Origin of the sequence: Parvibaculum sp., from assembly GCF_045863935.1 — a bacterium.
GTDB lineage: Bacteria > Pseudomonadota > Alphaproteobacteria > Parvibaculales > Parvibaculaceae > Parvibaculum.
The window spans coordinates 39,831-56,758 of the sequence record NZ_BTVP01000016.1; the positions used below are offsets into that span (position 1 = coordinate 39,831).

Below are 16,928 nucleotides of genomic sequence, written 5' to 3' on the forward strand. Positions count from 1 at the left end.
ATGGGCGACGCTACGTTACCTACACGAGCGCGTGATCTCTCAGGCTGTGAGAATGGCTGTTTTCCGCCGTTTTTTCAGCCAGGCGGCGATGCCGAGCGCCGCCTGTTGCGGCGGAGCCAGCGCGTCGCGTCCGACGGGAAGAGCGCGGCGGGCGCGCCGGTCGCGAAAACGGTGACGAAGATCAGGAAGGAGAAGCGTGCCATGTAGCGGGTGGCATGGAGCGCGGCCTCCGCTCCGGAGCCGAAGATGGCGAGGCTCGCGCCGGCGATCGCGGCGACGATGGCGAGGACGGCAATGAAGGGCCAGCGGGGATAAGTGCGGGCGACTGTCATCGTAATGTCACTGAAACGTCACAAATAGATTTTGTCATTCCCGGGTCCTCCTCTTATCCCCGCATTGCGTTGGCCGACTTTTCATACAGGGTGTATGAAAAACTGCCCGATCCCCGAAAATCATACAATCTGTATGAAAATGTAAATGCGCAAATGACCTCATCCCGTGCCGCCCCCGCCAAAAAGCCATCCCGGAACCGCGAGAAGCTGATCGAAGCGGCGCGCCGCCTCTTCGCCGAGCGCGGCTATGCGCAGGTGGGTACCGAGGAAATCGTGCGCGCGGCGGGGGTGACGCGCGGCGTGCTCTATCATCAGTTCACGGACAAACGCGATCTCTTCCGCGCGGTGCTGGAGCGGATGTTGCCCGAGATCGGCGAACGGCTTTACACGGAGACGATGGCGCGGATCGGACATGACCGCGACGACCTGCAGGTGGGCGCCCAGGTGCTGCTTCGCATCTATGCGGAACCGGAAGTGCGCCGCCTCTTCCTGATGGAAGGGCCGGCGGTGCTCGGGCTTGCCGGCTGGAAGGCGCTGCAGGCGCCGCTCTCGACGCTCTTTCTCGATCATGCGCTCAGGCATCTGGTGGAGGAGGGGCTGATCGGCGAAGGCGACATGCCCGCACTCATCGAACTCCTCTCCGGTGCGCTGCAACAGGCAGCCCTCGGCATCGCGGCGGCGGAAGACCCGGAAGCGGCGCGGGCGGCTTACGCGGCAGGGCTCGACAGGTTGATTGCGGGTTTGATGCGAGGGGCGGGGAAGTGAGAAAGCCTCGGCGGAAGACTGTCTCTATTTCTTCCGTGAACGGACAGATTTCGATTTCGACGTATTGAGCGCCACCGCGGCGCGGATGAGCGCGATGAAGGGCTTCTCGGCGATCTTGCCGCCTTCGGAAATGTCGATGGCGCGCCGCGCGTTGCCGTCGAGGCTCGCATTGAAGAGGCCGGAAGGATCGGGCAGAGAAGCGCCTTTCGCAGAAGTAAGCTTCACCTTGTCCTTGTAGGTCTCACCGGTGCAGACGATCCCGGCATGTTCCCAGACCGGAACGCCGCGCCACTTCACTTCCTCGGCGATTTCCGGATCGGTCTTGCGGATGAGCGCCCGCATTCGCGCGAGCGTTTCGCCGCGCCAGTCGCCCAGCGCTTCGATCTTCGCGTCGATCAGTTCGGAGGGAGAGGCTTCTTCGGTGGTGATCTTCTTCCCGTTCGTCGTTGCCTTCTTCATCGGTACTCGCTCCTCGATTGCCCTTCACATCTTCTCGCCGGGAAGTTTGCTTGCCTGCTTTACCCAGCGCAGGAATTGCGCTTCGTCCAGTTCGTCATCCTCGCGGATGTCGAGATAGCGCACATCCTTCTGCTTGGAGGCGCCAGGCGGCAGGGGGGTGAGCGATGCACCGCGAAAGAAGGCGACCTTCACGTATTTCGCGAAACAGTGAAAGCCGAGGAACCAGCTTCCTTCCTCGACACCGTAGAAGGGGGAGTTCCATTTGACGGCCCTGGCGACGCCGGGGACCGCGCGTTCGATGAGTGTGTCGAGGCGGCGTCCGAGATCGCTCTTCCAGCCCGGCATGGCCGCGATATAGGCCTGCACAGGCTCGTTGCCATAACCCTTGGCGATCTGCGGATTGCCGCCGGAGAGGAGCGTGGGTTCTGCGGGTTTGCGCGGCTTCGGCGTCGGAACCGCCTTCATCTTCCCGGATGTCTTGTTCACCATTGCAATTGCTCCACCGTTGGAACCGGGTGGCCGACGATAGACGATTTGCGATAGGCGATTCCACTCATGCCACGAAGCGAGCGTGAATTTGCCGGGCGGCCCACGGACCCAGGCTTGCGCCGGGGTGACACTTCAATTCTTGCCATCCCCCGCCCCAAACCGTCTTCGACGGTTTGACCCTCCCCGAGGGGAGGGTGGATCACAGGGGAAGTCAGAGCCATTGAACAAACGAAAAAGGGCGGCAACTGGAGTTGCCGCCCTCGGTTTTTCAGTGCGACGTGGTGTTACTCGGCGGCCGACATGCGGTCGAGGGAGTAGGCGGCGCCGCCCTGGCCATTCAGCTGGCGCAGATACTTGATGCCTTCTTCGGCGATGTCGTCGCCGATCATGCGGTCGCCTTCGCCATAGAGTTCCTTCATGTCGATGAAGGCGGCGTAGTTCATGGCGGTGCGGTCGGTGATGATGCCGGCTTTCAGCAGCGTCTTGATCAGCACGCGGAAGATATTCGACGTCTCCTGCATGCTCTCGCGGATATTGGTATCGGTCATGGCTTCCATGAAGGCGCCCTGGACCCACTGCCAGTCGAGGCCGACGGCGGCATAGATGTGCTTCTTCTGCTCGGGGCTGCCGAGGTTGAAGAGGAGCACCTGGAAGACCTCCCAGGCCCAATCCTCGATCGCGTTGCGCTGTTCCTCGTTGAGGTTCGGGATGGTGCGGTCGGCCCAGATCTTGCCGAATTTGTGATGGAAGGCTTCATCCGTCATGGTGAGCTGCATCAGCTTCACCATGAGGGGATCGCGGCCCCACTTGTAGAAGGACGCGAAGGCGCCCATCGCAAGACCTTCGACCAGCATCTGCATGCCGACGAGCTTCTTCCAGACGAGCGGCGTGTTGACGAGTTCGGTGAGAACGTCGCCAAGCGCCGGGCCGACGGGAACGGGCTTGCCCCAGCGCGCCTTGATGTAGTTGGAGAAGCCCGCGACGTGGCGTGCTTCCTCGCGCGTCTGGTTGGCGGCATATTCCTGCGCGCCCGGATCCTTGAGGATGTGGCAGAGGCTCGCCGACAGCGCGAGAGCGCCCGCCTCGCCATGGAGGATGGAGGAGAGCCCCCACTGCACGTCCATGTTCACGAGCTTGATCTTCTGCTTCTCGTCGAGCTTGTCCTTCACCGCCGTCTTCAGGTCGGTGTTCTGCTCGGGGTCGATCAGATATTCGTTTTCCATGTCGAAGGGCGTGGAGAAGTCGACATACTTCTTGTCCTGCGGGTCCCAGAAATGGTCATGGGTCGCGGAGATGATCTTGTCGAAGGCGGTGGAGCGCTTGCCGTAGCGGTCCACTTCCATCATTGCGGGGAAATCGTCCGGCGCCACGGCCTCATAGGCCGCATCGACGGTGATGTTGGTCGTGATTTTGCTGGTCATGGTTCCTCCTGCCTCGATGGGATGCAGAAAGGCACTGGCCTCCGGCTCCCGGTTCCTTGAATATCAATATATATCCGAGGGTTAATGGATGCAAGAAATAATGACGCCTTCGTCATTTTTCTTGGCAAGCTGAGACAAAAAGGGCGGAATTCCGCGGCTATGAAAGGGTAGAGGATGAACAGGGGCAAGGTCGATACGGCACACGGGACGCTCGCCTATATGGAGAGCGGCGGCCAGGGCCCGGCGGTGCTTTTCATTCACGGCAATTCCTCCTGCAAGGAAATGTTCGGCCGGCAGTTCGCCGCGCCTATGGCCGAGCGCTACCGCTTCATCGGTTTCGACCTGCCGGGCCATGGCGAGAGTTCCAACGCGCCGGTGCTCGAGAGGACCTATTCGATCAACGGGTTTGCCAGTGCCGCGATGGCGCTGCTCGATGCGCTGGGCGTGGAGAAGGCGGCGGTGATGGGCTGGTCGCTCGGCGGCCATGCGGCGCTCGAAATGATGGCGCGCTGGAAGGGCACGGTCGCGACCTGGATCACGGGGACGCCGCCGGCGGGCGGCGCCGACATGGCCGAGGCCTTTCTGCCTTCCGACAAGATGGGGCTCACCTTTCAGAGGACGTTCACCGAGGAGGACGCGCGCACGCAGCTGCAGGGCGGGCTCGGCGAGGGCGTGGCGATGGAGCCGTGGATGCTCACTGCGTCGCTGCGCGCGGACGGCCGCTTCCGGCCGCTGATGCTGCAATCGGCGATCGAGGGACGCGACCTCGACGGACGCAAGATCGCGGAGACGGCGGCGCAGCCGCTCGCCGTGGTGACGGGCGGGGCGGAGCCTTATGTGAACAACGCGTTCCTCGAAAAAGTCACCTATCGCAATCTCTGGGACGGCAAGGTGCATGTGCTTGACGGGCTCGGCCATGCGCCGTTCTGGCAGGCACCGGAGGTGTTCAACCCGCTGTTCGAGCGGTTTCTGGACGAGGTGTGCTGAGGGAGAGTTTCCTGTCGCCGCGGGTGCAAGACGCTCGCATGCGATCCTCTTGCCTTGCGTCGCCCCCGCCCCGAAATTCGGTGCGCTTCGCTTCCGAATTTCGACCCTCCCCGAGGGGAGGATGGGCGGTTGATGTTATGCTGCGTGGCATCTTCCGAACACGATCGAAACGCTCGCACGAGACAGAGAACACGGTCTTCTTCCTACCCTCCCCTCGGGGCGGGGGCAGGATGGAGAGATGTGTCTCAACCGCGCTTTGCGTCGAGGCTGCGCTTCGGCGAGGGGCCGCGATAGCCGGGCTTCTCGACGAAGTGGATCGGCTTCGAGACCGCGGCCACGATCGCCTCGTAGAGCATTTCGGCGGAAAGCGGCTTGGCGAGATAGTCGGTCACGCCCTGATCGCGCGCATGGGTGACTTCCGCGCGGCCGACATGGCCCGAGATCATGAGGATCGGCACGTCCGGATTGGCGCCGTCGCCGCTGGCGCTGGCGCGGATGGCCCGTGTCATCTCGTAGCCGTCCATGGGCGTCATGGCGCCGTCGGTCACGATGATGTCCGGGCGCTCGGCCGCGAAGGCGGCAAGTCCCTTCCCGCCGTCGCGCGCGACGACGATGCGCGTGACGCCCATCGTTTCGAGAAGCGCGACGAGAAGACGCCGCATCTCGGCGCTGTCTTCGACGACGAGCACTTTCAGTCTGCGGAAAAAATCCTCGTCGGCGCCCGTTGAGGGGCCGGGCGGTGCAGCACTCATCCCGCGTTTCTCTGGCGCCGCGCCGCGCTGATCAACCGCTCAAGCGCATTCAGCGTTTCCATGGTGACGGTCGGATCGGTGCGGGGATTTTCGAGCGCGTCGCGAATGGCATCGACATGGAAGGTGACAACGGTGTCGTCGTTCCAGTCCTCGGCTCGCGAATTCTCGACATAGCGGCAGAGCGAGTCGGCAAACTGACCGACGATGGCATGGCCGAAGGTGCCGGCGAGGCCGCGCATGTCGTGCGCCAGCGCGTAGAGACGGCTGCGGGCTTCCGCGTCGCCCTTGCAGGCGGGCTCCACGAGAATCTGGAGCATGGCGACCTGCGACTGCAACGACTCGGCATATTTCGTTTCGAGATCGCGGATCGTCGTCTGCATCTGCTCGAGGACGCGCGGATCGAGACGCATCGGCGCGACATAGTCGGCACCGAGCTTTCGCTCGGCGATCGACGGCACGCGGACAAAGCGGACCTCGGCAGGCGTTTCGGTTGCGTCCTTGCCGGCGAGCCTCGAGGGGGATCTGCGTTCCTGCATGACGGCTTTCCTCAGATCAGCGCGACCGTGTTGCGGCGGTCCTGCCCCTCGAAGGGCCGGTCGCGGCGGCGGCGGTCCGGCCCGCGATAGGTCGGCGCTTCGACGAACTGGCGCGGCCGGTCGATCACCTGGATCAGGCGTTCGTAGAGGCTGCGCGCGGAAATGGGTTTCGACAGAAATTCGGTGATGCCGATGTCGCGGGCGCGTTCCACCGAGACGATGTCGGTGTGGCCGGAGACCATGATGATCGGGATCATGCTGAGCGCGCGGCCGCGAATGCTGCGCAGACGGTGTGCGAAGGAGAAGCCGTCCATGGGCATCATCGCGGCATCGGTGATGATGAGATCGGGTTCGCTGGTCTGGAGCAGTTCCAGCGCCTCGTCGCCGTCGATGGCGAGATGCACTTCCCTGACGCCGAGCGCCTGGAGCAACGTCATCAGGAGATGGCGCATATAGGCGCTGTCGTCCACGACGAGAATGCTCATGGCTTCGAAGACCGAACGTGACATGTAACCCCCAACGACTTTCGACGGAAGCGGGAGCCTTGCCCCACGCCCGCTCAACCGTGCCGGACAGCGAAGGGTTCCCCCGCGCCTCACGGTGTGCATCAACCTTAATGGCGAGGTCTTAACAAAAGGGAACCACGAAACGCGCGGGAAACCACCCCGGAAGCCGCAATGCTCCGGGGGCAGAGTATTGAGGGATGGTTAAACGGGCGCCGGTTTCTAGGCGCGTGCGGAGACGAGCCAGACGGCGCCGTCGAGCGCGATTTCGCCGTTCGTCTCGTGTTTCACGAGGGCCTCGCGGACGGCTTCCGTCACGCGTGTGCGGATGTTGTCCGGCTGGTCCACGAGGGCGCGCGAGAGCGGGCCGATGTCGAGCGTCTGTTCAAGCGCCTCGGCGAGGGGGTCCGCCCCGCGGCCGAGCGAGAGCGAGGCGTCGAAGGGTTCGATCTCGATGCCCGTGTAGCCGGCGTCCTTGAGAATGCCGCTGAAACGGTCGCGGTCGGCAAGCGCGAAGGGGCCGGGCGCGCCGGGGACGGGCGGCTCCTGTGGCGGGAGATGCGGCAGGGCGGCGAAGAGCGGCACCGAGACCCAGCCGTTCTCCTTCATGGGGCGCCAGCAGACGAAAGCGACGCGGCCCGAGGGAGCGAGCGCCTGGCGCATATGCGCGAAGGCGGCGGCGGGATCGGCAAAGAACATGATGCCGAAGCGAGAGATGAGGAGGTCGAAGCTCGCGGCGCCGAAATCGTGCGAGGCGGCGTCGGCGAGCATGAATTCCGCCGTGCTGCCGAGCGCGGCGGCGCGGGCTTTCGCGCGGGCGACCATGGGGCCGGAAATGTCGACGCCGAGGGCGCGGCCGGAGGGGTCCGTCTTCGCGGCGGCTTCGAAGGTGGTGGCGCCGCAGCCGCAGCCGATATCCATGACGCGGGCGCCGGGCTCGATGGCGGCCAGGCGCAGCACCGCATCGGCGAAGGGCGCGAGCATGGTGTCGAGCCGGTCCTGGTAGCGCGCCCAGCGTTCGCCCGCGAGGCCGTTCCAGTAGTCGATCTGATCGGCGTTCGGGCCTTCGGCGGCGATGGAGGTGGGGGTGGCGGAGGTGTTCATGGGCGCGCTCCTGCGAAAGGGGCCCATTTTCTAGCATGAAGCGGGGGCGAGGTCAGTCCTGCGAATTCGTGCCACGGTCGAGACGCTCGGCAAGGGCGCGGAGCTTGTCTTCCACGGCTTCCATGCCGAGTTCGTATTCGCCTTGCGGGGCGGGGGCAGATGCCTCGTCGGCACCGGTCGGAAGGTGCGTCTCGATGTCGTGGCTGCCGGCAAGTGCGCGCAGGCGGTCGAGGCGCTCGGAGATGAGCGCGGCGTGATCGGCGAAGAGTTCGCTGACGGCGGCGGCGGTTTCGCGCGCGGCGGCGATTTCGGCGGCGATCGCTTCGATCTCGCCGTCATCGGCGAAGGCGTCGCGCGGCGGCGAAAGCGAGAGGCCCGCTTCGCCGGTCGTGAGGTTGACGACCTGGACGGCGATGCCGGAGCGGCCGTCGCCGTCGAGAGGAATGTCGAAACTCGCGATCTTGCCGCCGATGCGGCGGCCGGAGATGAGGTTTATCCGGTTGTGGGAGGCGGAGCCGGCGATGGCGTCGATTTCGGCGCGCAGATCGTCGTAGCGCCCGGCGAACAGCGCGCGCAGGCCATGATCGGCGCTCTGGCCCGCATTGTTCACGAGGTCGGCGGCTTCGCGCAGGCGGTCGGCGATGGCGTCGATGGCGAGGACGGCGGTTTCGATGGTGGAGAGGGCGGTGGCGATCTGGCGGCCGAGTTCGGCGGCACCGAGCGATCCCGCCGCATTGCCGCGGATGCGCAGCGCGCGCTGCACCGCCTCGGGCGTTGCCGCCGGCGTATCCTCGGCGGGCGGCGGCGCGATGCTGCGCCTGCCCCGCAAACGGGAGAGAATGCCCATTGTATTCTGCCCAAGCCCCACTCATTGCCGGCGTCGCGAAGAGACCGGCCCGGGGCCAGACTATCGCGGAGAAAGTTGACGAGGCCTAAAGGCGGTCCTGCCGGAGCCTTCATCTTCATGGTAGGAATTCGCCCATGGCACATCACCGCGCGCTCATCTGGACCGTTGCAAGGCCCGTGCTCCGCCTCTACTGGCGGCTCAGGCGGCCGCTGACGGCGGGCGTGCGCGGGCTCGTGTTCGACGAGAGGGGTCATGTGCTCCTCGTCCGGCATACCTACATTCCGGGCTGGTACCTGCCGGGCGGCGGCGTCGAGCGGGGCGAAACGATGCTGACCTCACTGAAGCGGGAGCTCGAGGAGGAAGTGGGCGTCACGCTGACCGGCGAGGCGCGGCTCATGGGGCTCTACGCCAATTTCCGCGAGTTCAAGTCCGACCATGTGGCGCTTTATGTGGTGGGGCACGGGGCTTACGAACACGCGCCCCGGCGCTCGCCTGAAATCGCCGAGAGCGGCTTCTTTCCGCCGCAGGCCTTGCCCACGGGCATTTCGCCCTCGACGGCGCGGCGGATCGCGGAAGTGACGGAAGGGCGCGCGCCGGACGAGCTCTGGTAGAAATCGCGGTTTTATTTCCGAAATGCGTCCTGCCACATTTCCGGCCCATCTGCGGTCTTACGTGAAGGCAGAGAGAAACGGCAGGAGGACGCCATGAGGAAGATATTGTTCGCCGGGACCGCCGTCTTGTTCATCGGGCTCGCGGCCGCACCGGTGCAGGCGCAGGACGAGGTCGACTGGCAGGTGCTGCCGGCGGAGAAGGAGGCGCTTGTGAAGCTCGACCGGGAGCAGGTGAGGGCGCTCCGGAACTCCGTGCGGCACTGCGACGATCTCGCGCGCTCGAACCACCGGCAGACGGCCTGCGTGTTCCTCGATCTCGACCGCGTCATGCGCCAGAGCGAGGACGCAGCGCTCAAGGCCTATCACTTCGCGCTGCCGCGCGGTCTGCGCTACGACGAGAAACGCAACGAGGGCTTTGCCGCCGAGCGGGTGCTGAAGATGCGCGCGCAGGCGCTCGAATAAGGCCCGGCCGAGCCGGGAGCAGGGACGCTCGCGCGCACCTCACTCTTCCGGCGGCAGGTCGACCAGCACGATCTCCGCATCGTCGAGGGCGCGGATCGTGAGTTTTTCCACGTCGCGGATCGCGGCGCCGGAGCGCTGGGAAATCTCGATGCCGTTCACCTCGACACGGCCCTTTGCGGGGACGAGATAGGCGAGGCGGCCTTCACCGATGAGATGGGTCACTTCGTTCCCCGCATCCAGCGATGCGCCGAGAACTTCGGCATCCTGCGCGATGAAGAGCGCCTCGGCAGGCGCATCCGCCTTGCCGCTCGCAAGCGGCACGAGGCGGCCCTTGCGGCCGTCCTTCGGGAAGGAGGCTGTCTCCCAGCGCGGCGTCACGCCCTGGCGGTTCGGCTCGATCCATATCTGGAAGATGCGGGCATCGCCGTCCTCGAGGTTCCATTCCTCATGCTGGATGCCGCGGCCCGCCGACATGACCTGAACGTCGCCCGCAACCGTGCGGCCTTCATTGTTCAGGTGGTCGCGATGCGTGATCGCGCCTTCGCGCACATAGGTGATGATTTCCATGTTGCGATGGGGATGGGGCGGGAAGCCTGTCTTTGCCTGGATCAGGTCGTCGTTCCAGACGCGCAGCTTGCCCCAGCCCATGCGCGCCGGATCGTGATAACCCGCGAAGGAGAAATGATGCTTCGCGGTGAGCCAGCCGTGCTCGGCATGGCCGAGGCTGTCGAAATCGCGAATCTCGATCATGGGGTTTGTCCTTTCGTCCTTGCCCGCTGCCTAGACAGAGAGCTTCGCCGCGATGGAGGCGACATGCGCGCCCTGCTTGCGGGCGAGGCTCAGTTCCTTATCGCTTGGTTGGCGGCTGCCGTCGCCGCCCGCGAGCGTCGAGGCGCCATAGGGCGAACCGCCGCGCACTTCCGAGATGTCGAAAAGTTCCGTGCCGACGGCATAGGGCAGGCCGACGATCACCATGCCGTGGTGAAGAAGCGTCGAGTGGAAGGAGGTGATGGTCGTTTCGTTGCCGCCACCAGTGCCGGTCGAGGTGAAGACGGAGCCGACCTTGCCGGCGAGCGCGCCCTTCGACCAGAGGCCACCCGTCTGATCGAGGAATATCCGCATCTGGCCCGACATGTTGCCGAAGCGCGTCGGCGTGCCGAAGATCACCGCGTCATAGTCGCCGAGTTCCTGCGGGGATGCGACGGGGGCTGCCTGCTCGACCTTCATGCCGGCGTTCTTCATCGCCTCTTCGGGCATGGTTTCGGGCACGCGCTTGAGCGTCACCTCGGTGTTGGTGGCAGAGGCAGCACCTTCGGCGATGGCTTTCGCCAGGGTTTCGATATGGCCGTAGGAGCTGTGGTAGAGGACCAGGATTTTCGTCTTTTCGCTCATCTTTCCCTCCTTTGGGGGCGCCGCCGAAGGCGCGTTCCGAATTCGATAAGACCTATGTAATTGATCTGTTTTTGGATATAATTGGCTCAAATTGGAACAGATTGTTGCGGATAAGTTGACAATGACGGTCGATCTCAACGGCTTCACGGTTTTTGCGAAAGTGGCGGAACTGGGCGGCTTCACCGCCGCGGCCGACGCTTTGGGCCTCTCCAAATCCATGGTGAGCCGCCAAATCTCGGCGCTGGAGGAGCAGCTCGGGGTCCGCCTTCTCAACCGGACGACACGGCGCATCAGCCTGACGGAGGCGGGCACCGTGGTCTTCGAGCGGGCGCAGCGCATCGTCGCGGAAGCGCAGGAGGCGGCGGAAGATGCCACCTGCGTCGAGGGCGCGGTTCGCGGCACGCTCCGCATCAACGCGCCGATGAGCTTCGGGATCACGCAACTCGGCCCCGTGATGCCGGAATTCACGGCGCGCTACCCTGAGCTCACTATCGATCTCGTTCTGAACGACCGCCGCGTCAACCTCATCGAGGAAGGCTTCGACGTGTCGTTGCGCATTTCGGCGATGACGGATTCAAGCCTGATCGCGCGGCAGCTCGCGCCCGTTGAGCGCTATATCGTCGGCGCGCCTTCCTATTTCGAGAAACATGGAGTGCCGAAGCGCCCCTCCGATCTCGCGGATCACGATTTTCTGCTCTACACGCTGCTGGCGCGGCCGAACCAGCTCGAGATGACGAATGCGGCGGGCGAGACGGAGCAGGTGGAGCTGAAAGGGCGTTTCTTCTGCAACAATGCGGACGCGATGCGCGCGATGATGCTCAAGGGCATGGGGATCGTCTTCTCGCCGGATGTGCTTTGCCATGAGCATCTGAAGAGCGGCGCGCTTGTCCGCGTGCTTGCCGACTGGACGGTGCCGCCGCTGACGCTGCACGTCATCTATCCGCATGCACGGCTTCTCGCGGCGAAGGTGCGCGCCTTCGTGGATTTCACGGCGGAGAAGTTCGGGCCGGGAAAGGCGCCGTGGGTGGGGTGAGGAAGCCCTTGAAAAGGGTAGCACTGAGTGCTACATAAGGCTATGGCCAATGGCGATAAACCCGAACGCGTGTTCAAAACCGCATGGTTCGCCAAAGCGGCACGCAAAGCCCATATAAACGACGTTGAGCTTTGCGAAGCGATCGGGGAGGTCATGCTTGGACAGGCCGACGATCTTGGCGGCGGCGTGTTCAAAAAGCGCCTCAACAAGAACATGCACAGGAGCATCGTTCTCGCAAAAGGCGGCCGATACTGGTTCTTCGCCTACCTCTACGGGAAGAAGGACCGAAGCAATATCGAGGATGGCGAGTTAAGGGATTTCCGCGTTCTTGCGAAGAGTTACGCAACTCTGAACGGCGAGCAGTTGGCGCGGCTTCTCGTGGACGGGGACCTCATGGAGATATGTCATGGCGAGTAAGAAGAAGCACAAGAGCGATATTTCCGAAGCGCTTCATTCGTCGGCCTTGGCGCTGCACAAGGTCGGGGCTCTCGACAAGACGACGATGCGCGACTTCGACATGCGGCATCTCGCGGTTCCGTCCGAAATCGAGCCCGCCGAGATCAAGCGCATCCGCGAAAAGAACCGGGTGAGCCAGCCTGTCTTTGCGCGCTATCTGAACACAAGCGAAAGCACGGTCGAGAAGTGGGAGACGGGTGCGAAGAAACCGAGCGGCATGGCGCTGAAGCTGCTGACGGTCGTCCGTAAGCACGGCCTTGAAGTTCTGAACTAACGCGAGCCGCTTTACTGCCGAATAAAAAAGGCGGGCACCGGGCCCGCCTTTTTGTTCCGGTATCGCGTAAGACCTAGACCGGTTCCCAGGTGAAGACCGAGGAGGTTGCGCCGAGGTCGGTGTAGCCGCCTGCCATCGCGGGGAGCGCGTGGGAGAGGATCGTTTCCGGTGTCCAGCCGTCGATCCGCGCCACGGACTTCACGGGGCGGGGCTGCGAAAAGAGCACGATCTCATTGCCGCGCACGGAGAAGATCTGGCCGTTCGCGTTGCTTTCGGGCGAGGCAAGCGCGACGGCGAAATTGCCGACCTGTTCGGCGCGCATCGCATTCTTCATGCGCTCGACGCGCTGGGCCGAGGCCTCGTCCTTCACGGGGATGGTGGCGATCATGCGCGTCCAGGCGAAAGGCGCGATGATGTTGGAGCGGACGTTCTTCGACGCACCTTCCATCGCGATGATGCGCGAGAGACCGGCAATGCCCATCTTGGCGGCGGCGTAGTTCGCCTGGCCGATATTGCCGATGAGGCCCGACGTCGAGGTGAAGAGGACGAAGCTGCCTTCTTCCTGTTCGCGGAAGTGATTGATGGCGGCGCGCGTGATGTTGTAGCTGCCCTTCAGATGCACTTCGAGGACGGCGTCCCAGTCTTCGTCGGGCATCTTGTGGAACATGCCGTCGCGGAGAATGCCGGCCGGGCTGATGATCGAGTGGAGGCCGCCGAAAGTGTCGAGCGCTTGCGCGATCATGTTTTCCGCGCCGGACTTCAGCGACACGCTGTCGGAGTTCGCGACCGCTTCGCCGCCTGCCGCCTTGATCTCGTTCACGGTCTTCTGCGCGGCGCTCGCATCGCCCGCATCGCCACCCTTCACGCCGCCGCCGAGATCGTTCACGACGACCTTGGCGCCCTGAGCCGCCGCGATCATCGCGCATTCCTTGCCGATGCCGCCCGCGGCGCCGGTGACCAGTACGACCTTGCCTTCCAGAATTCCCATGACGTTTCCCTCTCGGTCCGGTTGTCCTTGTTGGCGGGCAAGCTAGCCGATAGGTGGGCAGCCATTCCAGCCTTTTTAGCCTTCCCGAGCGGCGGGGCGGGTTTCGCAAGCCGCTTTACGGGGGCCAATTCCCGTGCTATCCGCCTTGTCCTTCGGAGCGGGGCTCCGGATACAGGGATCGGAAACATGGCGCGGTTCATGTCGCAGCGACGACGAGAGACGGGTGGAGGCCTTCGAGGCCTTTCCATCGCGCGCGCCCGCACGGTCCTTGCTTTCGCCTGAGCGCGGAAGCGGCAGCGGCGGTGAGCGCTTCTCACCTCTCCCCTTACCGCTGCTATCGAGATCATTTCCATGTTTGACATCGAAGCCGAACGGCCCGAGCACGGGCCTGCCATCGAAGCGCTGCTCGACCTCTCCTTCGGCCCCGGTCGCTATGCGAAGACGGCGCAGCGCCTGCGCGAGGGCAATCGGCCCGTGCCGGAGCTCTGCTATGTCGCCTTCTCGGACGAGGGCGGCGAACGGCACATGGTGGGGTCCTTGAGCTTCTGGCCGGTCGTCATCGGCGGCGTGCCGGGGCTCATGCTCGGGCCGCTTGCCGTCGAGCCGCGGCTGCGCGGCAAGGGCTGCGGCATCAAGCTGATGGAGAAGGGGCTCGCCGATGCGAAGAAGCTCGGCTACCGGCTCGTCATTCTCGTCGGCGACGCGCCTTATTATGCGCGGGTCGGCTTCGGGCCGGTGCCGCCGGGCCGGCTCACCATGCCGGGGCCGGTGGACCCGTCCCGGCTTCTCTTTCGCGAACTCGATATCGGCGCCTTTGCCCATGCGAAAGGCGCGATCACGAAGCCGCCGGGCTGCTAGTTCCTCTGCATCGCCGCGATGAGCGCCGGGACATTGTGCCGGAACATCGCGGCATAGGTCGGCGCGGGACCGCCCGCCGGGGATAGCGCGTCCGAATAGAGCGTGCCGCCATCTTCCGCGCCCGTCTCGCGCGCGACCGTCTCCATCATGCGCGGGTCGGACATGTTCTCGATGAAGAGCGCGCGAATTTTCTCCTTGCGGACCTGATCGACGAGGCGCGCGAGCGCCTGCGCGCTCGGCTCGGCCGTGTTGCCGATGCCGAGCGGCGAGATGAATTCGACGCCGTAGGCATCGCCGAAATAACCGAAGGCATCATGCGTGGTGATGACCTTGCGCTTTTCCTTCGGCAGTTTTGAAAGTTCGCCGCGCACCCATTGGTCGAGCTTCTTCAGTTCGACGATGTAGCTCTCGGCGTTCGCCCGGTAGACGAGCGCGTTGTCCGGGTCTTTTTCGGCGAGCGCGACGGCAATGTTCTCGACATAGAGGATGCCGTTGCGCAGGTCCTGCCAGGCGTGGGGATCGAAGTCGCGGGCGGCTTCCGGGTAGCCGTGTTCGTCATGGCCATGCCCGTCTTCGTCGTGGCGCTGCTCTTCTTCCGTGAGGTGGCGCGGCGAGATGCCGAAGCTTGCGGTCACGTATTTTGCTTTCGTGCCGGAGGCGGCGGCGAGGCGGATCAGCCAGGGCTCGAAGCCGAGGCCGTTCATGACGAGGACATCGGCATCCGCCAGCGCGCTTGCCTGCGCGGGGCCGGGCTCGAAGGAATGCGCATCGCCGTCCGGGCCGACGAGCACGACGACTTCCGCGTTGCTTCCGGCGACGTTGCGGACCATGTCGCCGAGAATGGAGAAGCTGGCGACGACTTTCAGCGGCTCGGCGTGAGCGGGGAGGGCGAAACCCAGCGCGAAAGCGAGGCAGAGCGTGACGAGGTTCTTCATGACGGAACTCCCTCAGTCGTGGAAGTGGGCGCGCGGGAAGTAGCGCGTGCGCAGACTGTCGCGTGTACCGAGCGCGATCGACGCAAGATAGACCAGTCCGGCCGTCAGGATGATCGAGGGGCCGGAGGGCAGGCTGAAATTGTAGGAGATCAGAAGGCCGGCAAGGCCGGAGAAGAAGGCGAGCGCGGTCGAGAGCGCGGCGAGGGACCAGACGGCGCCCGCCCAGAAGCGCGCGGCGGCGGCGGGCAGCATCATGAGGCCCAAAGCCATCAGCGTGCCGAGTGCCTGGAAGCCGGCGACGAGGTTCACCACCACGAGGATCAGGAAGACGAAATGCCAGGCCGTGCCGCCGCCCGTCGTGGCGCGGAGAAAGGCCGGGTCGAAGCATTCGATCACGAGCGGGCGGTAGATGACGGCGAGTGCGACGAGCGTCAGCGTCGAGATCGAGGCGACGAGGATCAGCGCGTCGTCCGTGACCGAGAGAATGGTGCCGAAGAGGACATGCAGCAGATCGACATTCGAGCCTCTCGTCGAAACGATCAGCACGCCGAGCGCGAGGCTGATGAGATAGAAGCCCGCAAGGCTGGCGTCTTCGCGCAGCGCCGTGACGCGGCTGATGAGCCCGGCGAGGATGGCGACGGTGAGCCCGGCAGCGAGGCCGCCGATGCTCATGGTCCAGAGCGAAAGCCCGGCCACCAGAAAGCCGATGGCGGCGCCGGGCAGGATCGCATGGGCGAGAGCATCGCCCATGAGGCTCATGCGGCGCAGCACGAGAAAGGTGCCGATGGGTCCGCCGCCCAGCGCGAGCGCGAGGCAGGCGATGAGCGCGCGGCGCATGAAGCCGTAGTCGGCGAAGGGGGCGATCAGCGTGTCGTAGATCATGCGGCGTCGCCCCAGGCATCGGAGACATAGCGCGCGCGGCGGAGATTTTCCGGCGCCAGCACGTCGCCGGTGCGGCCCCAGGCGATGGGCTCGCGCGCCATCAGGAGCGTTTCCGGGAAGTCGCCGCGCACGCGCTCGATGTCGTGCAGGACGGCGATTACGGTGCGGCCTTCGCCCTGCCATGTCTTCACGAGGTTCATGAGATCGGCGCTGGTGCGCTCGTCCACGGCGGCGAAAGGTTCGTCGAGGAGAACGATGCCCGCGTCCTGCAACATGAGACGTGCAAAGAGGGCGCGCTGCAATTGCCCGGCGGAGAGCGCGCCGACCTGTTTGCGCTCGAAACCTTCGAGGCCGACAGCGGCGAGTGCGGCGCGGGCGCGCCTCACATGGTCGCCGGTGATGGCGCGGAAGAGACCGACCTCGCACCAGAGGCCGAGCGAGACGGCGTCGATGACGGCGATGGGGAAGCTGCGGTCGATTTCGGCAAGCTGCGGCAGATAGGCGATGTTGCCGGTGGCGCCGTCGATGCGGCCTTCGCTCGGCGTGACGAGGCCCGCGATCGCCTTCAGCAGCGTCGACTTGCCCGCGCCGTTCGGGCCCACGATGGCGGTGAGGCTGCCGGGCGCGAAGCTGCCGCTCAGATGATGAACGGCGGGCACGCGGTCATAGGCGACGGTGAGGTCGGTGATGGAGAGGGCGGGGACGGACTTCATCGCGCGAGCGCCCAGAACACGCAAAGCCAGAGCACGGCGGCCGCACCGAGCGCGAGCCCGAGCCTCGGGCCGAGGCCGGCCGCGAAGGCGGAGGCGCGCGGCGCGCTATCCTTGTGGCGATGAGGCAAG

The 16,928-nt window shown here is 64.8% G+C and carries 24 protein-coding genes; 8 read left to right on the forward strand and 16 right to left on the reverse strand.

Annotated features, from left to right (window positions below; all coding sequences use genetic code 11):
• Positions 1 to 74: 74 nt before the first annotated feature.
• On the reverse strand, positions 75 to 332 hold the full coding sequence (locus tag ACKUUH_RS08640) for a hypothetical protein (RefSeq protein ID WP_407949488.1): 258 nt from the start codon (positions 330 to 332) through the stop codon (positions 75 to 77).
• 153 nt (positions 333 to 485) lie between these two features.
• Between ACKUUH_RS08640 and ACKUUH_RS08645 the strand changes: the two genes are divergently transcribed.
• Entirely contained in the window at positions 486 to 1,097 is a 612-nt protein-coding gene (locus ACKUUH_RS08645; protein WP_407949489.1) for a TetR/AcrR family transcriptional regulator, read from the forward strand.
• A 24-nt stretch (positions 1,098 to 1,121) separates the two neighbouring features.
• Here the strand turns inward: ACKUUH_RS08645 and ACKUUH_RS08650 are convergent, their stop codons facing one another.
• The 3 genes from ACKUUH_RS08650 to ACKUUH_RS08660 all read right to left on the reverse strand — a co-directional run bounded on the left by ACKUUH_RS08650 (position 1,122) and on the right by ACKUUH_RS08660 (position 3,466).
• Positions 1,122 to 1,556 (reverse strand): DUF1801 domain-containing protein, encoded by a 435-nt coding sequence (locus ACKUUH_RS08650; protein ID WP_407949490.1) that lies wholly within the window; start codon positions 1,554 to 1,556, stop codon positions 1,122 to 1,124.
• Positions 1,557 to 1,580: 24 nt separating this feature from the next.
• Positions 1,581 to 2,045 (reverse strand): DUF1801 domain-containing protein, encoded by a 465-nt coding sequence (locus tag ACKUUH_RS08655; protein WP_407949491.1) that lies wholly within the window; start codon positions 2,043 to 2,045, stop codon positions 1,581 to 1,583.
• A gap of 284 nt (positions 2,046 to 2,329) precedes the next feature.
• Positions 2,330 to 3,466: a ferritin-like domain-containing protein gene (locus ACKUUH_RS08660; protein WP_407949492.1), complete on the reverse strand. Its 1,137-nt coding sequence runs from the start codon at positions 3,464 to 3,466 to the stop codon at positions 2,330 to 2,332.
• Between the two features lie 174 nt (positions 3,467 to 3,640).
• Between ACKUUH_RS08660 and ACKUUH_RS08665 the strand changes: the two genes are divergently transcribed.
• Complete coding sequence (locus tag ACKUUH_RS08665) at positions 3,641 to 4,453, forward strand: alpha/beta fold hydrolase (RefSeq protein WP_407949493.1); 813 nt, start codon at positions 3,641 to 3,643, stop codon at positions 4,451 to 4,453.
• Between the two features lie 245 nt (positions 4,454 to 4,698).
• Here the strand turns inward: ACKUUH_RS08665 and ACKUUH_RS08670 are convergent, their stop codons facing one another.
• The 5 genes from ACKUUH_RS08670 to ACKUUH_RS08690 all read right to left on the reverse strand — a co-directional run bounded on the left by ACKUUH_RS08670 (position 4,699) and on the right by ACKUUH_RS08690 (position 8,195).
• Entirely contained in the window at positions 4,699 to 5,205 is a 507-nt protein-coding gene (locus ACKUUH_RS08670; RefSeq protein ID WP_407949494.1) for a response regulator, read from the reverse strand.
• Positions 5,202 to 5,741: a hypothetical protein gene (locus ACKUUH_RS08675; RefSeq protein WP_407949495.1), complete on the reverse strand. Its 540-nt coding sequence runs from the start codon at positions 5,739 to 5,741 to the stop codon at positions 5,202 to 5,204. The genes ACKUUH_RS08670 and ACKUUH_RS08675 overlap by 4 nt, the downstream gene beginning before the upstream one ends.
• 11 nt (positions 5,742 to 5,752) lie before the next feature.
• Positions 5,753 to 6,250 carry a response regulator gene (locus tag ACKUUH_RS08680; protein ID WP_407949496.1) on the reverse strand — a complete coding sequence of 166 codons (498 nt, stop codon included), beginning with the start codon at positions 6,248 to 6,250 and terminating at the stop codon, positions 5,753 to 5,755.
• Between the two features lie 216 nt (positions 6,251 to 6,466).
• Positions 6,467 to 7,348 (reverse strand): class I SAM-dependent methyltransferase, encoded by an 882-nt coding sequence (locus ACKUUH_RS08685; protein ID WP_407949497.1) that lies wholly within the window; start codon positions 7,346 to 7,348, stop codon positions 6,467 to 6,469.
• Positions 7,349 to 7,400: 52 nt separating this feature from the next.
• Complete coding sequence (locus tag ACKUUH_RS08690) at positions 7,401 to 8,195, reverse strand: hypothetical protein (RefSeq protein WP_407949498.1); 795 nt, start codon at positions 8,193 to 8,195, stop codon at positions 7,401 to 7,403.
• Positions 8,196 to 8,329: 134 nt separating this feature from the next.
• Between ACKUUH_RS08690 and ACKUUH_RS08695 the strand changes: the two genes are divergently transcribed.
• Both ACKUUH_RS08695 and ACKUUH_RS08700 read left to right on the forward strand, forming a co-directional pair.
• Positions 8,330 to 8,806, forward strand: coding sequence for an NUDIX domain-containing protein (locus tag ACKUUH_RS08695; RefSeq protein ID WP_407949499.1), 477 nt, complete (start codon positions 8,330 to 8,332; stop codon positions 8,804 to 8,806).
• Positions 8,807 to 8,899: 93 nt separating this feature from the next.
• Positions 8,900 to 9,268: a hypothetical protein gene (locus tag ACKUUH_RS08700; RefSeq protein ID WP_407949500.1), complete on the forward strand. Its 369-nt coding sequence runs from the start codon at positions 8,900 to 8,902 to the stop codon at positions 9,266 to 9,268.
• Between the two features lie 39 nt (positions 9,269 to 9,307).
• Here ACKUUH_RS08700 and ACKUUH_RS08705 read toward each other — a convergent pair whose 3' ends face one another.
• Together ACKUUH_RS08705 and wrbA are read right to left on the reverse strand one after the other, a co-directional pair.
• Entirely contained in the window at positions 9,308 to 10,018 is a 711-nt protein-coding gene (locus tag ACKUUH_RS08705; protein ID WP_407949501.1) for a pirin family protein, read from the reverse strand.
• A gap of 30 nt (positions 10,019 to 10,048) precedes the next feature.
• Positions 10,049 to 10,660 (reverse strand): NAD(P)H:quinone oxidoreductase, encoded by a 612-nt coding sequence (wrbA, locus tag ACKUUH_RS08710; RefSeq protein WP_407949502.1) that lies wholly within the window; start codon positions 10,658 to 10,660, stop codon positions 10,049 to 10,051.
• A 121-nt stretch (positions 10,661 to 10,781) separates the two neighbouring features.
• Between wrbA and ACKUUH_RS08715 the strand changes: the two genes are divergently transcribed.
• Genes ACKUUH_RS08715 through ACKUUH_RS08725 form a run of 3 tightly spaced genes read left to right on the forward strand, consistent with a single transcriptional unit; the run spans position 10,782 to position 12,423 of the window.
• Positions 10,782 to 11,693: a LysR family transcriptional regulator gene (locus tag ACKUUH_RS08715; protein WP_407949503.1), complete on the forward strand. Its 912-nt coding sequence runs from the start codon at positions 10,782 to 10,784 to the stop codon at positions 11,691 to 11,693.
• A gap of 42 nt (positions 11,694 to 11,735) precedes the next feature.
• Positions 11,736 to 12,110 carry a type II toxin-antitoxin system RelE/ParE family toxin gene (locus tag ACKUUH_RS08720; protein WP_407949536.1) on the forward strand — a complete coding sequence of 125 codons (375 nt, stop codon included), beginning with the start codon at positions 11,736 to 11,738 and terminating at the stop codon, positions 12,108 to 12,110.
• Positions 12,100 to 12,423, forward strand: coding sequence for a helix-turn-helix domain-containing protein (locus tag ACKUUH_RS08725; protein WP_407949504.1), 324 nt, complete (start codon positions 12,100 to 12,102; stop codon positions 12,421 to 12,423). Before ACKUUH_RS08720 ends, ACKUUH_RS08725 begins: the two co-directional genes overlap by 11 nt.
• Positions 12,424 to 12,496: 73 nt before the next feature.
• On the opposite strand, the gene ACKUUH_RS08730 is transcribed toward ACKUUH_RS08725, so the two are convergent.
• Complete coding sequence (locus ACKUUH_RS08730) at positions 12,497 to 13,411, reverse strand: SDR family NAD(P)-dependent oxidoreductase (protein WP_407949505.1); 915 nt, start codon at positions 13,409 to 13,411, stop codon at positions 12,497 to 12,499.
• A gap of 351 nt (positions 13,412 to 13,762) precedes the next feature.
• Here ACKUUH_RS08730 and ACKUUH_RS08735 point away from each other — a divergent pair, with 351 nt between their 5' ends.
• Positions 13,763 to 14,269 (forward strand): GNAT family N-acetyltransferase, encoded by a 507-nt coding sequence (locus tag ACKUUH_RS08735; RefSeq protein WP_407949506.1) that lies wholly within the window; start codon positions 13,763 to 13,765, stop codon positions 14,267 to 14,269.
• On the opposite strand, the gene ACKUUH_RS08740 is transcribed toward ACKUUH_RS08735, so the two are convergent.
• Genes ACKUUH_RS08740 through ACKUUH_RS08755 form a run of 4 tightly spaced genes read right to left on the reverse strand, consistent with a single transcriptional unit; the run spans position 14,266 to position 16,927 of the window.
• Positions 14,266 to 15,204, reverse strand: coding sequence for a metal ABC transporter substrate-binding protein (locus tag ACKUUH_RS08740; RefSeq protein ID WP_407949507.1), 939 nt, complete (start codon positions 15,202 to 15,204; stop codon positions 14,266 to 14,268). The two genes, ACKUUH_RS08735 and ACKUUH_RS08740, sit on opposite strands and share 4 nt — an antisense overlap.
• Positions 15,205 to 15,216: 12 nt before the next feature.
• On the reverse strand, positions 15,217 to 16,086 hold the full coding sequence (locus ACKUUH_RS08745) for a metal ABC transporter permease (RefSeq protein ID WP_407949508.1): 870 nt from the start codon (positions 16,084 to 16,086) through the stop codon (positions 15,217 to 15,219).
• Positions 16,083 to 16,799, reverse strand: coding sequence for a metal ABC transporter ATP-binding protein (locus tag ACKUUH_RS08750; RefSeq protein WP_407949509.1), 717 nt, complete (start codon positions 16,797 to 16,799; stop codon positions 16,083 to 16,085). Before ACKUUH_RS08750 ends, ACKUUH_RS08745 begins: the two co-directional genes overlap by 4 nt.
• Positions 16,796 to 16,927, reverse strand: a complete 132-nt coding sequence (locus tag ACKUUH_RS08755) for a hypothetical protein (RefSeq protein WP_407949510.1) — start codon at positions 16,925 to 16,927, stop codon at positions 16,796 to 16,798. Before ACKUUH_RS08755 ends, ACKUUH_RS08750 begins: the two co-directional genes overlap by 4 nt.
• Between the last annotated feature and the right edge of the window lies 1 nt (position 16,928).

Excerpts from the sequence above, each read along its gene's own strand:
- ACKUUH_RS08740 (WP_407949507.1), bottom strand. The coding sequence starts at position 15,204 with ATGAAGAACCTCGTCACGCTCTGCCTCGCTTTCGCGCTGGGTTTCGCC.
- ACKUUH_RS08700 (WP_407949500.1), top strand. The coding sequence starts at position 8,900 with ATGAGGAAGATATTGTTCGCCGGGACCGCCGTCTTGTTCATCGGGCTC.
- ACKUUH_RS08695 (WP_407949499.1), top strand. The coding sequence starts at position 8,330 with ATGGCACATCACCGCGCGCTCATCTGGACCGTTGCAAGGCCCGTGCTC.
- ACKUUH_RS08745 (WP_407949508.1), bottom strand. The coding sequence starts at position 16,086 with ATGATCTACGACACGCTGATCGCCCCCTTCGCCGACTACGGCTTCATG.
- ACKUUH_RS08730 (WP_407949505.1), bottom strand. The coding sequence starts at position 13,411 with ATGGGAATTCTGGAAGGCAAGGTCGTACTGGTCACCGGCGCCGCGGGC.
- ACKUUH_RS08650 (WP_407949490.1), bottom strand. The coding sequence starts at position 1,556 with ATGAAGAAGGCAACGACGAACGGGAAGAAGATCACCACCGAAGAAGCC.
- ACKUUH_RS08675 (WP_407949495.1), bottom strand. The coding sequence starts at position 5,741 with ATGCAGGAACGCAGATCCCCCTCGAGGCTCGCCGGCAAGGACGCAACC.
- ACKUUH_RS08670 (WP_407949494.1), bottom strand. The coding sequence starts at position 5,205 with ATGAGTGCTGCACCGCCCGGCCCCTCAACGGGCGCCGACGAGGATTTT.
- ACKUUH_RS08665 (WP_407949493.1), top strand. The coding sequence starts at position 3,641 with ATGAACAGGGGCAAGGTCGATACGGCACACGGGACGCTCGCCTATATG.
- ACKUUH_RS08660 (WP_407949492.1), bottom strand. The coding sequence starts at position 3,466 with ATGACCAGCAAAATCACGACCAACATCACCGTCGATGCGGCCTATGAG.
- ACKUUH_RS08750 (WP_407949509.1), bottom strand. The coding sequence starts at position 16,799 with ATGAAGTCCGTCCCCGCCCTCTCCATCACCGACCTCACCGTCGCCTAT.
- ACKUUH_RS08645 (WP_407949489.1), top strand. The coding sequence starts at position 486 with ATGACCTCATCCCGTGCCGCCCCCGCCAAAAAGCCATCCCGGAACCGC.
- ACKUUH_RS08715 (WP_407949503.1), top strand. The coding sequence starts at position 10,782 with ATGACGGTCGATCTCAACGGCTTCACGGTTTTTGCGAAAGTGGCGGAA.
- ACKUUH_RS08685 (WP_407949497.1), bottom strand. The coding sequence starts at position 7,348 with ATGAACACCTCCGCCACCCCCACCTCCATCGCCGCCGAAGGCCCGAAC.
- wrbA (WP_407949502.1), bottom strand. The coding sequence starts at position 10,660 with ATGAGCGAAAAGACGAAAATCCTGGTCCTCTACCACAGCTCCTACGGC.
- ACKUUH_RS08735 (WP_407949506.1), top strand. The coding sequence starts at position 13,763 with ATGTTTGACATCGAAGCCGAACGGCCCGAGCACGGGCCTGCCATCGAA.
- ACKUUH_RS08640 (WP_407949488.1), bottom strand. The coding sequence starts at position 332 with ATGACAGTCGCCCGCACTTATCCCCGCTGGCCCTTCATTGCCGTCCTC.
- ACKUUH_RS08720 (WP_407949536.1), top strand. The coding sequence starts at position 11,736 with ATGGCCAATGGCGATAAACCCGAACGCGTGTTCAAAACCGCATGGTTC.
- ACKUUH_RS08705 (WP_407949501.1), bottom strand. The coding sequence starts at position 10,018 with ATGATCGAGATTCGCGATTTCGACAGCCTCGGCCATGCCGAGCACGGC.
- ACKUUH_RS08655 (WP_407949491.1), bottom strand. The coding sequence starts at position 2,045 with ATGGTGAACAAGACATCCGGGAAGATGAAGGCGGTTCCGACGCCGAAG.
- ACKUUH_RS08690 (WP_407949498.1), bottom strand. The coding sequence starts at position 8,195 with ATGGGCATTCTCTCCCGTTTGCGGGGCAGGCGCAGCATCGCGCCGCCG.
- ACKUUH_RS08725 (WP_407949504.1), top strand. The coding sequence starts at position 12,100 with ATGGCGAGTAAGAAGAAGCACAAGAGCGATATTTCCGAAGCGCTTCAT.
- ACKUUH_RS08680 (WP_407949496.1), bottom strand. The coding sequence starts at position 6,250 with ATGTCACGTTCGGTCTTCGAAGCCATGAGCATTCTCGTCGTGGACGAC.